The sequence below is a fragment of the Spirosoma sp. 209 genome (assembly GCF_002006735.1).
Lineage (GTDB): Bacteria > Bacteroidota > Bacteroidia > Cytophagales > Spirosomataceae > Spirosoma > Spirosoma sordidisoli.
Genome location: NZ_MVEC01000007.1, coordinates 136910 through 151604, shown reverse-complemented (window position 1 = coordinate 151604; position 14695 = coordinate 136910). Strand labels below are relative to the sequence as shown.

9 protein-coding genes are annotated in these 14695 nt (G+C 45.0%); all 9 read left to right on the top strand.

Annotated features, from left to right (window positions below; genetic code table 11):
- The first annotated feature begins 499 nt into the window (after nucleotides 1-499).
- The 9 genes from B1C80_RS14245 to B1C80_RS14205 all read left to right on the top strand — a co-directional run bounded on the left by B1C80_RS14245 (nucleotide 500) and on the right by B1C80_RS14205 (nucleotide 14695).
- Nucleotides 500-1108: an RNA polymerase sigma factor gene (locus B1C80_RS14245; protein WP_077921847.1), complete on the top strand. Its 609-nt coding sequence runs from the start codon at nucleotides 500-502 to the stop codon at nucleotides 1106-1108.
- A gap of 112 nt (nucleotides 1109-1220) precedes the next feature.
- Complete coding sequence (locus B1C80_RS14240; RefSeq protein ID WP_077921846.1) at nucleotides 1221-2351, top strand: FecR family protein; 1131 nt, start codon at nucleotides 1221-1223, stop codon at nucleotides 2349-2351.
- A gap of 134 nt (nucleotides 2352-2485) precedes the next feature.
- Nucleotides 2486-5938, top strand: coding sequence for a TonB-dependent receptor (locus tag B1C80_RS14235; protein ID WP_077921845.1), 3453 nt, complete (start codon nucleotides 2486-2488; stop codon nucleotides 5936-5938).
- A 39-nt stretch (nucleotides 5939-5977) separates the two neighbouring features.
- Nucleotides 5978-7654 (top strand): RagB/SusD family nutrient uptake outer membrane protein, encoded by a 1677-nt coding sequence (locus tag B1C80_RS14230; RefSeq protein WP_077921844.1) that lies wholly within the window; start codon nucleotides 5978-5980, stop codon nucleotides 7652-7654.
- Nucleotides 7655-7745: 91 nt separating this feature from the next.
- A complete protein-coding gene (locus B1C80_RS14225; protein ID WP_077921911.1) occupies nucleotides 7746-9065 on the top strand; it encodes a Gfo/Idh/MocA family protein in 1320 nt (439 codons plus the stop codon).
- Nucleotides 9066-9074: 9 nt separating this feature from the next.
- Nucleotides 9075-9923 carry a sugar phosphate isomerase/epimerase gene (locus tag B1C80_RS14220; protein ID WP_077921843.1) on the top strand — a complete coding sequence of 283 codons (849 nt, stop codon included), beginning with the start codon at nucleotides 9075-9077 and terminating at the stop codon, nucleotides 9921-9923.
- A gap of 12 nt (nucleotides 9924-9935) precedes the next feature.
- Complete coding sequence (locus B1C80_RS14215; RefSeq protein WP_077921842.1) at nucleotides 9936-12494, top strand: carbohydrate-binding protein; 2559 nt, start codon at nucleotides 9936-9938, stop codon at nucleotides 12492-12494.
- A gap of 281 nt (nucleotides 12495-12775) precedes the next feature.
- Nucleotides 12776-13285, top strand: coding sequence for a polysaccharide pyruvyl transferase family protein (locus tag B1C80_RS14210; RefSeq protein WP_077921841.1), 510 nt, complete (start codon nucleotides 12776-12778; stop codon nucleotides 13283-13285).
- 9 nt (nucleotides 13286-13294) lie between these two features.
- Nucleotides 13295-14695, top strand: coding sequence for an SGNH/GDSL hydrolase family protein (locus B1C80_RS14205; protein WP_077921840.1), 1401 nt, complete (start codon nucleotides 13295-13297; stop codon nucleotides 14693-14695).

Here is a 14695-nt window from a genome sequence, read left to right as displayed (position 1 = left end):
TGAGAATACCCGAGGATTGATTGGCTGACTTAAGCCCAGTTATCCCAGGTCTGGCCTCCTTACCAGCCTTATCTCCCGTTGTATGCTGACGCCTGTTTTCAGACAACAGGAGATTATTTCTTGTGCTCACTTATGTCGCCAAACCCGCCAAACCACCCTACAGCCTAGCCTTCAGTACATAACTGCCGGCTAAGGCAGTGGGGCATCGAGTTTCCCCCAACAATACATATGGCGACATGTATCCAACAATGATGAGTGCTTTGACCCTGCATGAGATCACCCTGACTTATAAGATCGCTTATTCTCTTTTGGGTAGATTTTTCGATAGCAGGTTATTTATGATTGGTACCAAAAACGGATTTGTTGAAATCAGTAATACCGGACGACATAATAAATCTTAGAAAAAAAATTGTTTTTTTGCGACAAATAGCCTTCCGTTTGTAGACATCCTACGGCAGCAACATGTATTTCGGGCACTACAACAACCGAAAAATCATCCATGGAAAACAGAGGTAAACCGTTTGACGATCAGGAGGAAGCCATTCTCTGGCGGGGATCTCTGGCGGGTGATGCCCAACTGTTTGAGAACCTTGTTGATCAAACCTACGATCTACTGTTTCAGTACGGGTGTAAGTTCTGCCGCGATCGTGATCTGGTAAAAGACTGTATTCAGGATGTGTTTCTGGAGGTCTGGGAAAAGCGGCAGCTGTTAAACGCCAACATTCCACCCAGGCCTTACTTTCTGGCATCTCTGCGTCGCCGTTTGCACCGCGTTGTTCAGTACAACCGAATGAGCACGTTTGGCGATTACGACAAAATAGAGCTTGATTTTGAGAGTGAATTCAGCGTCGAACAGCAGTTCATTCAACTAGAATCAGACCAACGCCTGGCGACTGAGTTATCCTATTGGCTCAATGAACTCCCCAAACGCCAGAAAGAGGCCGTTTACCTCCGCTTTTTCCACGACTTAAGCCGTGATGAGATCGCCGAAATAATGGATATTCATCCGCAGTCGGTCTCCAATCTTCTACAGACTGCTTTCAAATGGCTCAAAATTCACTGGAAAGTTGGCTTGATGCTATGTCTGCGATTTTGGTACCAGGGTTGATCTGTTGAACTCCTCGCTTGACATCCATGGCCTTTTTCTTATTTGGGGTCAGATAATTTAAAAAAAACTAGAAAAAATACAGTATCCGGTATTAGGTCATGTCTAATGGTGTTTGAAAGCACTAAGTGACGTGGAAAAATACCAGCAGTATACCGTAAAGCAGTTTGTTCTGGACCCCTCTTTCCGGCGATGGGTGTTGTTTCCCGACGACCCTGCGAATATACATTGGGCAGACTGGGTAGCCCTTCATCCCGAAAAGGCCGCTGATATGGCCAGTGCTAAATCGCTGGTATTAGCCATTCGCCCAGCTAACACTCCCCTGTCAGCCACAGAGAAAGCGGCCGCCGTTCAGCAGATGATGGCCCGGTTACCGGACACAGTTGATTCAGGTCAACCCCGGCGCATTGTCCGTCAGATTCACTGGCAATCCTGGCTTCGGGTGGCCGCTGCCATTCTCCTCATCACGGGGGCGGGCTGGTGGTTTATACAACGACCGAATCGAATTGATTACGCTGAACTGGTTGCCCAGCTTGGTCAAACGCGGGTCGAACAAACCAACGACACGCAGCAGCCGCGTACGGTTTTACTGAGCGATGGCAGTACGGTTACTCTCCAGCCAGGGTCCCGAATCAGCTATCCTGTCTCGTTTAGGGGTAATCAGCGCGAGGTCGTTTTGCAGGGAGAGGCCTTTTTCTCCATAGCCAAAAACCCGGCTAAACCGTTTGTGGTGTACGCCAATGAGCTGGTCACCAAGGTACTGGGCACTAGTTTCTGGGTACGTGCCCGGCAACAGGATGAGCAGGTTCAGGTGACGGTCAAAACCGGTCGGGTGGCCGTTTTCTCGCAGGCCGATCCTCAACTATCCGCCAAGTTGAAAGCTCCCGCACTGGATGGCGTTGTGCTCGACCCAAATCAGCGAATCGTGTACACCCGCGCCACCGAAAAGATGGAAAAAGGGCTTATTGAGCAACCACTCATGACGGGGCAGCAGGAACATAAACTGCAGGCGTTCAATTTCGATGAAACGCCCGTTGCACAGGTGTTCGAAACCCTCGAAAAAGCCTACGAAATCGATCTCGTTTATGATCCGACCCTGTTCCGCGATTGCCCGGTATCGGCCAATCTGACGGACCTGCCGCTCTACGAAAAACTCGACCTGATCTGTAAAGCCGTACAGGCCAGGTACGTTGTCATCGAAGGCCGAATCATTATTGAAGGTAAGGGCTGTAGCGTAGCCCCCTAAAAAGAGGTCAATCATGCTCGAACATGATTGACCCGTGTTTGCCCCGAAGGTTTGCCGACCTGATTATCCGTCTATGACAGGATACGGGGTTCATTTTGCCAATTGTTTCACGATTAACAAAACAGGTCAAAAGTATGAAGAAACGCTTTCCAGTCAAACGTCAACTACAGCTAATCATGCGAATCAGTATTCTCCAGATCGTTTTAGCCTTGTCGGTTGTCAGTACATCCATTGCCTTTGACGTTCATGCGCAGGAAGCCCTGACTCGAAAGGTGTCGATGCAGGTGCAGCAAAAACAAGTGAAGTACGTTCTTCAGCAGCTTGGGCAGCAGGCCGGGATTCGGTTTGTGTTCAGCTCCCGGCTCATTCAGTCTGACCGAAAGGTGTCTCTGCAGATCACCGATCAGCCGGTAGCCACCGTTCTGGATAAGCTACTGAAACCGTTAGGCTTAAGCTATGAGGTCTCCGGGGAAAATATCGTGATCCAGCCTTCGGAAACCGTCAGTAGTGCATCCCCCGCGCCCGAACAGACGCAGACGGAAGCCGCTGCGGATCTAACGATCACAGGTACGGTTACTGATGAAAAAGGCGAGATTTTGCCGGGTGTGAGTATCGTAGTGAAAGGAACCTCCCGAGGGGTAACTACCGATAATCAGGGGAAATACCGGATCAGTGTACCTGACACCAAAGCCGTGCTAGTTTTCAGTTTCGTTGGCTATGAAAAACAGGAAGTATCAGTTGGGGCCCGTGTAATCATTACTGTAAATCTGAAGGTTGATGACAAAACCCTCAACGAAGTAGTCGTGGTTGGATATGGTACTGTCCGAAAAAGTGATCTGACGGGTGCGGTATCTAAATTAAAAACTGAGGGCAACGAAGACAAACCTATTACGTCAATTGACCAATTGATTCAGGGGCGTGTGTCAGGGGTACAAATCACGCAAAACTCAGGGGCACCCGGTTCCGGCATGACCTTTATGATTCGTGGTGCGGCTTCGGTTACAGGCTCAAATCAACCCCTGATTATTTTAGACGGTTTTCCCGTCGAAACAGGGCAAAATGCCTTGGGAGCAACAACCGGTTCGGATGGTTGGTCTTCTTCTGCTCCGCCTGCAAACCCTTTGGCATCCATCAACCCGAACGATATAGAATCCATTGAAATTTTGAAAGATGCCTCGTCAACGGCCATTTACGGTTCTCGCGGGGCAAACGGCGTGGTCATTATCACGACCAAAAAAGGTAAGTTAAAGAAAGACCAGATTACATATACCTTTCGAAGAGATGTCAGTCGGTTGCCACGACAGATAGCCATGTTGAATACGGAAGATTTCATTAAGTATGCCAACGAAGCTCGTTTAAATAGTGGTCTTGATTCGGCATTTCGCGCACCGGCCATTGCATCTACGCTACCCTTTGACAACAATTGGCAGGCGTTAATTTATCAGGAAGCTGTTTCTACCGAGCATCAATTGTCGGCATCAGGGGGAGATGAACGGACCAAATATTTGGTTTCTGCCAATTATGCCAACCAAATCGGTATCGTTAAAAATTCATCGTTTACCCGAGGGGCATTCAGAGCAAACGTTGAGCGACAAATCTCATCAAAGTTTAAACTCAGCACCAATTTCAGTGCTTCCTTGAATGTCAATAAATCGGCTCAACAAAATAACAACAATGGCAACCCACAGGGGGCGGTTGTAAACGGAGCCTTAACCTTTCGCCCCTTCGTAGCTCCCTTTGCCGATGCCGATGAATCTGAACCTAATACAGCCGCTGCCGGGAATCCGCTGACGGTTATTCAACTGGCTCTCAATCACGCTCGTTCACAGGTATATCTGGCTAATTTGAGGGGAGATTATAAAATCAACAAATACCTGACCTTTACTGTAAATGGGGGCGCAAATGCCACGCTGTCTGAAAGAGATGCTTTTTTACCATCAGGTACGTTTCAGGGAGATCAGCAAAACGGTGTGGCCTATCACGGTGAAAACAAAAATATCAATTACCTGATTGAAAACACGCTTTCATATAATAAATCATTTGGTAAAAAACACCGATTGAATGCGGTTGGAGGATATGCCTGGCAGGAATGGACAGCCAAAAGCTTTGGTGTTCAGGCCAGCAACTTTTCGACACAAACGCTGAGTTTCTACAATTTTGGCCTTGCCAATAGCTCGGTTGTACCCTCAAACAGTTATCAAAAATGGGGACTTTCGTCTTTTATCGGAAGAGCTAACTATGTTTTTGATAATCGTTTCTTAGCTACCCTCACCGGAAGAGCCGATGGGGCTACTCGTTTAGCTCCCGGTAACAAATGGGCATTTTTCCCTTCGGCAGCTTTGGGATGGAACCTGCACAATGAGTCATTCCTTAAAAATAACAAGCTGATTAATGAGCTCAAATTAAGAGCCAGTTATGGGGTATCGGGCAACCAAAGTATCGGTATTGGCTCAGATTTAGACCGAATATTTACCCAACGAGTACCCATCGGTACAACCATCGTAACGGGTTTAGTACCGGGAGCTTTGGGCAACAAAAACCTCGGCTGGGAAACCACCACCCAATGGAACATTGGTGTAGATGTAGCCCTACTGAAGAATCGTCTGAAGTTTGGGGTGGAAGCCTATATAAAAACAACCGACGATCTGCTTATAAACCTGGCGTTACCCACCTCTACGGGTTACAACAATTATGCAACCAACTTCGGAAAAGTTTCCAACAAAGGGATAGAACTTGATTTTTCGGCAGCCATTCTGGATAGAGAGCTTACGTGGAATATGTCGGGGAACTATAGCCGAAACATCAATAACGTCGAAAACCTTGGTGGGGGTGTTCAGCTATTTGGTCCCAACTATTTCGGGGGTGTAAATGCGATTAACCAGCCCATTTCTACGGCGTTGGCGGGTTTCCCGATTGGGGCTTTCTTTGGGTACGTGCATGATGGGGTTTACCAAACGGCTGAAGAAATAACCAAGGGCCCTAGACCACTTGGGACTCCCAGAGCAGGCGACATCAAGTTTAAAGATGTAAACGGCGATGGCGCTATTACGACTGCCGACAGAACTATTATTGGTAACCCATATCCAGATTTTGTCTTTGGCTGGACCAACGATTTTTCTTACAAGAATTTCAATCTGAATGTATTTATCATGGGAAATATTGGCCAGAATATAGCTAATCTTAACCGCTTTCAGATTGATAACATGAATTATTTGGGGTTCAATAATATAAGAAGAGAAGCGTATGAAAATCGCTGGACGGGTGAAGGAACAAGTAACTATTACCCGGCACCAAGGGGTATTCAAACAGCAAGTTTTCAAAACCTGAGTAGTTTTCTGATTGAAGATGGGTCGTTTGTACGGCTAAAAAATGTATCATTAGCCTATAATTTTCAGACCGTCAAACTGAAATGGCTGCGTAACGCCAAGGTATTTGTGTCAGCAACTAATTTGCTCACATTCACAAATTACAAGGGCTATGATCCCGAAGTGAGTGCCAATGCCAACAGTGCCCTGACACCCGGCATCGACAATGGAACAATTCCCCAATATCGTACCTATTCGACAGGAGTCACTATTGGGTTTTAAGTAGGTATGAATTGGTGAAATCATAAAAATTTCAAGAAAATGAGATTTAAAATAATTCTTTTTGCCTGTATCCTTTCTGGTATGGCAGCGTGTAGTATTGAGCAGGAAATTTTCGATACTTTAACGACAGAAAATAGCTTAAAAAACCAAGGCAACATTACCACTTTTGTCAACGGGGCTTATGCACGTTTTTCGGGCTTTAATGGGTTTAAGACAGGTTACTACACGTATTGGTTTGCTGCTGACGATTTGAATACCCGTCCCGGTGCCGCTTCTGCAAGTCGTTACAGTAGTAAAACACAAGACGCCTTCTCAACTGAAGTTTCCAATTTTTGGAGCACTCTTTATCAAACAATTAATGCGTCAAACTATCTGATCGATAACATTGATCCTGTCACGGCCGATGCTGCTTATAAAAATCGGGTGAAAGGTGAAATGTATTTCTTGAGGGCATTCAGTTATTTTTATTTGGTTAGAATGTGGGGTGGGGTGCCGTTAAAAACAAAGCCAACAAGTCTTGACGACGACTTAAAACTGCCTAGAAGTTCGATTGATCAGGTCTATGCCCAAATTTTTGCTGATTTTGAAGAAGCCAATAAGCGATTACTGAGAAGAACAAGCCTTCCTGCTGCCGAATTTGGTCATGCCACTAAGGGAGCTGCACAGGCATTACTATCAAAAGCCTATTTGACATACGGTAATTATTTAGATCTGAATGGAAAAGGCTCGGAGTCAGTCAAGTATTATCAACTGGCAGAAAATTATGCCGATAGTGTAATTACATCCGGGCAATACAGCTTAATTCCGTCGTACAAAGACTTGTGGGATGTTGACAAAGAAGCGGCATCGTACCAGGAAGTTATTTTTGGCATCCAGTTTACTAGAGATGCCCAAGTGGCCAATGCGTCGGGTGTAGGTTCGGAACATGGACTTTTTAACCTGCCTTCAAATATGGCCAACGTTGGTGGTAACGGTACATTAAAAACCGGTGGTGGCAATTTTAGGGTTCAACCGTGGTGGGCTGAAAAATACAGTACAGGCGATTTTTTAAATGATTATCGCTTTGACGTATCCATTCTAACCTCCTCTAACAATACGTCTAATCCGAGCCGAACGGTGGTGTGCTTTCCAAAAGTTAAAGCCTCGCCCACCAGTAACGAGCTGACAGAAACCCAGCCCTACCTTTTCAAATACGTAGATGGCAAAGCCCTTGATGCAAGAAATGCGGAAAATGACATGGCGATTATCAGACTATCGGAAGTGTTTTTGATCAAAGCTGAGGCCGAGAATGAACTGAACGGCCCGACCCCAACTGCCTATGCAGAATTTAATAAATTACGGGCAAGAGCAAGAAATGCCAATGGCGTACAACGTACTACTCCTGCCAATTTAACAACAGGTCTGACAAAGGACGAATTTCGCCAGAAAATTGTGGATGAACGGGCCTTAGAATTTGTGGGTGAAGGACAACGATGGTTTGATTTGGTACGTATGAAAGGGCCCAACGGAAAATCTATGTATGAATACCAATTTGGTACATTTTTGCCAACTCTAAAGGCTGGTTTACCCACGTTTACGACGGCTACCAATACGTGGGCAGGTGGCCGTACCGAAAACACCAGCATTGTTCCCTACAATGCCAAGTTGCTCTTGTGGCCTATCCCTTTCAGTGAACTTGCGGCCAATCCAAATGTAACGCAGAACCCCGGGTATTAATGGATTCAAGCTTTTCGGGCAGTATTCAGAAACCTGAGCAGCGTTTCTGAATACTGCGTTTTTGCCCGAATTGTACTTTATTTTCAACCTCATGAACAATCGACGAGAATTTATCAAAAAGACTGCTATGGCAGGAGCTGGGTTTGCATTTATGCCTTCTGTTTTTGCCTTCAATGGCTCACCCAACGAAAAAGTCATCATTGGTTTGATGGGAACCAATAGCCGTGGTGCATTTTTAGCCAAGTCATTTGCCAAATTACCGAACGTAGAAGTCGGTTTTATCTGCGACCCCGATGCCAACGTACTGGCAAAAACCATTGCGGATATTGAAAAGCAAACGGGCAAAAAGCCACAGGGGTTCAGCGATATAAGAAAACTGTTGGAACAAAAAGACCTCGATGGATTAGCCGTAGCTGCACCTGACCATTGGCATACACTCGCATCAATTATGGCTTTACAAGCGGGGAAAAATGTCTATGTCGAAAAGCCGTGCAGCCACAATCCTCGTGAGGGCGAGTTGCTGGTGGAAGCCACCAATAAATACAAAAAATTGGTACAAATGGGCAGTCAACGTCGCACGTTTGACAACGTGAACGATATGATTACCAAACTACATAATGGCGTCATTGGACGAGTGTATTTCGCCAGGGGGTGGTACGTGAACAACCGCAAGTCAATTGGAAAAGGGAAGATTATTGCCACACCTGCACACCTCAATTTTGACCTTTGGCAAGGCCCAGCCCCCCGTCGTGAATACAAGGACAATTTGGTGCATTACAATTGGCACTGGAACTGGCATTGGGGAACAGGCGAAGCCTTAAACAATGGTACACACGAGTTAGATGTGATTCGATGGGGCTTGGGGGTTGACTTTCCAAATCAGGTCGTTTCAGCGGGTGGTCGTTTTCACTTCCAGGATGACTGGGAAACCCCCGATACCCAAACCATTACGTTTAATTTTCCGAACAATACTGCCTGCACGTGGGAAGGCAGAAGTTGTAATGGATACAACTCAGAAGGTAGTGGTCGAGGTGTGGTTTTCTATGGCGACAAAGGTACGGTTGTTTATAGCGGAGCAAACAGTTACAAAGTTTTTGACGTGGACAATAAATTAGTATCCGAAGTGAAAGATAGTACGCCTTTCGACCCCAAAAATGCGGTTAGTCCTACCGAAGTTTTAGATGGATTGCATCTGAAAAATTTTTGCGAAGCTATTCGGGGAAAAGAAAAAATCAATGCACCGATTCTGGAAGGACATAAATCTACCCTACTCCCACAATTAGGGAATATAGCCTACCGTGTGGGTCGGGTGCTTACCTGTGACCCAAAGAATGGACACATCCTAAACGATAAAGAGGCCATGAAGTTATGGTCGAGAGAGTATGCCAAAGGTTGGGAGGTTAAAATCTAAAAATCGAAAATGAAGAATAAAATTGGAATACTTCTCGCTTTTTTGAGTATGTGGATAAATACTACTGCTCAGGAAAGATTCGGGAAGTTGATGAAAAATACCCCAGGAATCGTGTCATACACTTTCCGCAACGAATTTGCCAAGGATATGCCCCAAGCTTTAGACAATATAAAAGCTTTGGGTGTTACGAATATTGAGTTTTCCAATTTATTTGGTAAAACGGCTACTGAAATACGGACGCTTTTGGATGCCCGAGGGATGGTTTGTACCAGTTATGGCATTGGTTATGATGTTTTAGCTAATAAAACGGATGAGGTAATAAAAGATGCCAAAATTTTAGGAGCAACGTTTGTCCGAGTTGCCTGGATACCGCACAAAGCCCCGTTTTCCTTTGAGGCAGCTCAGAAAGCAGTTATAGATTTCAATAAATATGGGCAGAAATTGAAGGAAAATAATCTTACTTTTTGCTATCACAACCACGGATATGAGTTTGCCCCTTATGAAAACGGGACGTATTTTGACTATATCGTTAAAAATACCAACCCCAAATTTGTGTCATTTGAAATTGATATTCTTTGGGTATTTCATCCGGGTCAAGACCCCGCCAAATTACTAAAAAAATACCCCAAACGGTTTAAATTGATGCACGTCAAAGATTTGAAACAAGGCATAAAAGGTGATTTAACAGGACCAACCCCGCCCGAAAATGACATAACACTCGGTACAGGACAACTCAATTTGCCCGAAATCCTGAAAGCTGCTCGTAAGACTGCCATAAAATACTATTATATCGAAGATGAAAACCCAAATGCAAAACAACAGGTGCCTTTGAGTTTAAATTATCTGAAAGGGCTTTAAATTGAATTAAAAATGAGCAAATATTCACTTATAATTTTATTTTTTTTCTCCCTAAAATCCTTTGCCACCGACTATTATGTCTCGGTATCGGGTTCAGACAGAAATGCGGGTACACAAATGAATAAACCATTTCGTACACTGCAATTTGCCGTTGACAAAATGCAGGCAGGGGATGTGTGTTATGTAATGGAAGGTGTCTATCGGGAAACAGTTACTTTTCACCAATCAGGCAAACCTGAGCAACCCCTATTGATAACCAACTATCAAGGGCAGAAGGTGGTTGTATCGGGCTTAGATTTACTCAAAAGCTGGAAAAAGAATGATGATGGAACGTGGCAAACAAAAGTAGATTGGAACATGGGTTTGGGTAAAAACCAATTGTTTTGCAATCAAGAGGTTATGATTGAAGCCCGATTCCCCAACGTACCTGCCCAATCGCTCCAATTGCCCGTTGGGGGGTTGAGTAAATTACAGCCAACTTTCAACCCATTTAGCTTAATGGATGCCGACCATTTAGTTAGCGAATCCATTAAACCATTTCCGAAGGATGCCTGGAAAGGGGCCATTTATTATGGGTTCCATAATTCCGGTTGGTCGGCCCAATCCGCCATCGTTACCCAATCGGATAGCTCAACCATATCCTTGACTGAAAAGACAAAAACCTGGTGGTTTTACCCGAGGCAAACTGTTAAAAATGAGGATGGAAGGGGAATGTTGGTTGGGGTGAAAGCAGCATTAGATGTAGCTAACGAATGGGTACTCGATGGTACAAAACTACTATTTATCCCTCCAGCGGGTATAATCCCTGACAAGATAACAGAATTTAAAAGAAGACAGGTTGCTTTCGATTTTTCTAACCAGAGCTACATAACCGTCAGAGGTATTGATGTCAAAGCAGCCTCTGTACTGATGAACAATTCGTCCTATTGCACCATTGATGACTCCAAAATGAGCTATATAAGCCATTATACAATCATCACGGACGGGGGTGGCGGCTTAGGAGGAAATGCAGCTGAAAAACCCGAAAAAGGCTTGTACATAAGCGGTGACCACAACAGTATCTTAAACTCAGATATCAGTTTCAGTGCGGGTGCAGGAATTTATCTTTATGGAAATTCACACACGATTCACAATAATAACATCAATGAAACAGGTTATGCGGGTTCGTATTCATCGGGTATTTTTATTAGAGGGACTAACGAATTGTATTCCGGCAACCACGTTATTTCCTACAATACAATAAGTAATACGGGGCGATTCTGTTTGTGGTTTGCGGGTGATAGAGAAGCAAAAACAGGCGACCCCATTGCCTTGGCGGGTTCGTTAATTACCCATAATCACTTTTACAACGGTATGATTCAAGCTCGGGACGGGGGGTTATTGAGTTCATTTTCGGTGAATGTTGGAGCGTATGGTAAACCAACGGTATTCTCCTATAATGTAGTGCATGATTGTTATGACATGATGGTCATTAAATACAAATGGAAACTTGGCCTGGTGTATTGGGATAATAACACACAAAATTTAGTAAACCACCATAACTTAATTTGGTCAAAACCAGGGACGGTTGATATTCCTTACTTGTTCAACGCCCCCGCCGTTAATGTAACTTGGGAAACTAATAACCGCTATTTGAAGAACTATGAGGGCTCGGCTCAAACATTAAAAAATAGCGATTTCCCCGAGGACAAACCTTTTGAATTTGGTCATAATACCGTCAATAAACCTGACATTCCAGAATGGGACAATAAAGTCGTTTACAATAAAGAACTAAACAAAACACTAATTGGAAGTGCTACGGGGAAAATGGAAAAAATCCCATTTGATAGTTCCGTCAAATCACTAGTCTTGCGGTTTTCGTTGGATGATTCCAAAGTCAATAAATGGTTATCGAAAAGTTTTGGAAATAAGGTTGTAAACCCTACCAAAGGTTATACTTACTACAACGTGGGCAACAATAAAGCGGATATTGAGCGGTCGTCAACTAAAATTACCGACAAACACAGCCGAATAAAAGGAATTATTGACGGTCATTTTATCAAATTAAAAAAAGTAGATTTTGGGGCTAGCTATCAGCAATTGCGATTTTTATTCGCGAGTGATAACCCCCAACATAAATGGATTGATATAAAATTGGATAGCCTCAATGGCAAAACTGTTCATACCATTCCGCTAACATATTCCGGTTCGGCCCAAACGCACGATGGTCTGTATCCATTCATAGAAGTAAAAAATGTTTTACCAAAAGAGTTGAATGGTGTACACGATGTATATTTTCTATTTAAAGGCGGTGATGGCAAAGAGATTGGTCAATTCCACTCCCTATTTTTTGAAAAATACAAAGAAGGCATAAGCCTTTCTTCAAACGAATCGGTTCTTGAATTTCGCTTAGGTAGTGCTCAGGGGGAGTTACTGGGGTTGATGTATCCGGTTAATACCGAAAATATGGTGAAAGAAAACATCATCCCAATCACTATTAAAGGCGTAACCGGCACCCATGATATATACGTAGTGTATAAAACAACAGCAACTTCTCCCCTTTACATGGAATCGTTTAGACTCGAAAAATAGCGCTTAGTACTCATTGATAAAAGTGGCCAAAATGAAATTCACCACGTCAGCAGTATTCTGTTTTATCCTGTTATGTAGTTTTCATATATTATGTCAACAAAAGCTTCTGACAGAACAAATCAACAAAACCAACCGAAGGGAGAAAATCAACGGTGTAAAGAGTTTGAGCAGCAACCGAATCACCAAACTCAAAGCCACCAAAAACCTGGCTGGTAGCCTCTGGGACTTCAACGAATCAGAAGGCCGCATTTGACGAACAGATCAACGCCCGGAATGAAGCCATGAAAGAGCACGATCATCGGGCCTTCAGGGAGGCCATAACCCGGATTATTCGGGAAACACCCATGAAGGTACTGATTTGCCCCGAAGACGTAACCCAAATCGCGTTGGGCAAAGAAATCCTCTACGACCCCCTGCCCGACGATGTGAAGCAAAAGGTGGTTTGGCGCGACACCTTCTGGCTTACCGATGAGGCTCTGAGCGTGTACATCCGATCGGCAGGCTTATTCTGCAATGAGCAGCATTCGCCCATCATGTGCATTGCCAACGGCATTCCCGCCATTGTGTGCCGCTATGCCGAACAAACCAGCAAAGGAATTATGTGGAAAGATATTGGCCTGAGCGACTGGCTATTTGATTTGGATGTCGACAAAGAGATCGAAGGCATCGTGCCAGCGGTGTTGGCCCTGGCTACCCAACCCAAAACCGCCAGAAACAAAGCACAGGAAGCCCGAAAAGTAGTACTAGCCCGGCAACGGGAAACGATGCAGACCCTGAAAGAACATCTTTAACTTCTGCCTATGAAAATCAGCATTATCTGTTTTTGCTGTCTCCTCCATTTTGTCGGCCTGGCTCAGCCAACGATTTTCCAGAAAGGGGATCGGGTCGCTTTTGTGGGGAACAGCATTACCAACAACGGCGAATTTCATCATAACATCTTTCAGTATTACGTAACCCGGTTTCCCGAAAAGCCGGTGACCTTTTTCAACTGTGGTATTTCGGGTGATGTAACGGGCGGCATCCTTAGTCGGATGGACGACGACATTCTGGTGCATAAGCCCACCCATGTGGTCCTGATGATCGGGATGAATGACGTGAAACGGTCGCTTTACGGGCCAAAACCCACTACGGATACCGACACGCTGACCCAACGGCGGGAAGCCATCCGGGTTTACAAAGCCAATCTCGACAGCCTAGTGCGGGTATTTTCTGGCAGGAACATAAAGGTCATTTTACAAAAACCAACTATTTATGACCAAACAGCGCGGTTGAAAACGGCGACTAATCTCGGGGTAAACGATGCCCTGAAACAATGCGCGGACTACACCGAAGAACTGGCTCGAAAATACCGGCTACCCATCGTTGATTACTGGACTATTCTGAATGCTATCAACACGGACCTGCAGAAAAAAGACCCAACGGCCACGATCATTGGGCCGGACAGAGTTCATCCGGCATCGGCCGGGCATTTGATCATGGCTTATCAGTTTTTGACGTCCATGCAGTCTCCTGGGTACGTGAGCAGGATACTGATTGATCGAGACCGTGGAAACGCTCAGCAAACGGGTCAAAACTGTGTGGTGCTTAGCGTGAAAAAAGATGAAAAAAGCCTGCGTTTTGTGGTAAAGGAAAACGCCCTGCCTTTCGCGACCGTAGAAAACCAGAAACAAGCTCTGGCGTTGGTGCCGTTTACCCGCGAGTTGAACCGGGAAGAATTGGCCGTCACAAATCTCCCGGCAGGTGCGTATCAGGTCTTGATCGATACAACCGTTGTGGACACACTTACGGCTGAGCAGCTCAAAAAAGGCATCAATCTAGCCGAATACAGCCACAGCCCGCAGTACAAACAGGCGTTGTCAGTCAGAGCGATACTGGCTGATCTGTGGCGAAACGAAGCCAATTTGAGAACGATAAAATGGGTCGAAATCGGGCATCTGAAGGAATGCAAAAATAGAGAAGATTTACAGGCCGTTAAGGCCTTTCTGACCGCCCGTTACGCTCAGAAATACCAAACAGCCTCCAACAGCACGTATTACCAGACTCAATTCGACAAGTATCTGTTACTGAAGCCGCTGGAAGAAACCTATAAAAAGGCGCTGGACGAGTTGAGAGAAAAAGCGTATCGGGCGGCTGTGCCCGTGGCGCATCAGTACACATTGATAAAATTACCGTCGACGGATAAGCAGCACCTGACGAAATAG

Coding starts and splice junctions, on each gene's coding strand:
- B1C80_RS14245 (WP_077921847.1), top strand. CDS start 500: ATGGAAAACAGAGGTAAACCGTTTGACGATCAGGAGGAAGCCATTCTC.
- B1C80_RS14235 (WP_077921845.1), top strand. CDS start 2,486: ATGAAGAAACGCTTTCCAGTCAAACGTCAACTACAGCTAATCATGCGA.
- B1C80_RS14230 (WP_077921844.1), top strand. CDS start 5,978: ATGAGATTTAAAATAATTCTTTTTGCCTGTATCCTTTCTGGTATGGCA.
- B1C80_RS14225 (WP_077921911.1), top strand. CDS start 7,746: ATGAACAATCGACGAGAATTTATCAAAAAGACTGCTATGGCAGGAGCT.
- B1C80_RS14220 (WP_077921843.1), top strand. CDS start 9,075: ATGAAGAATAAAATTGGAATACTTCTCGCTTTTTTGAGTATGTGGATA.
- B1C80_RS14215 (WP_077921842.1), top strand. CDS start 9,936: ATGAGCAAATATTCACTTATAATTTTATTTTTTTTCTCCCTAAAATCC.
- B1C80_RS14210 (WP_077921841.1), top strand. CDS start 12,776: ATGAAAGAGCACGATCATCGGGCCTTCAGGGAGGCCATAACCCGGATT.
- B1C80_RS14205 (WP_077921840.1), top strand. CDS start 13,295: ATGAAAATCAGCATTATCTGTTTTTGCTGTCTCCTCCATTTTGTCGGC.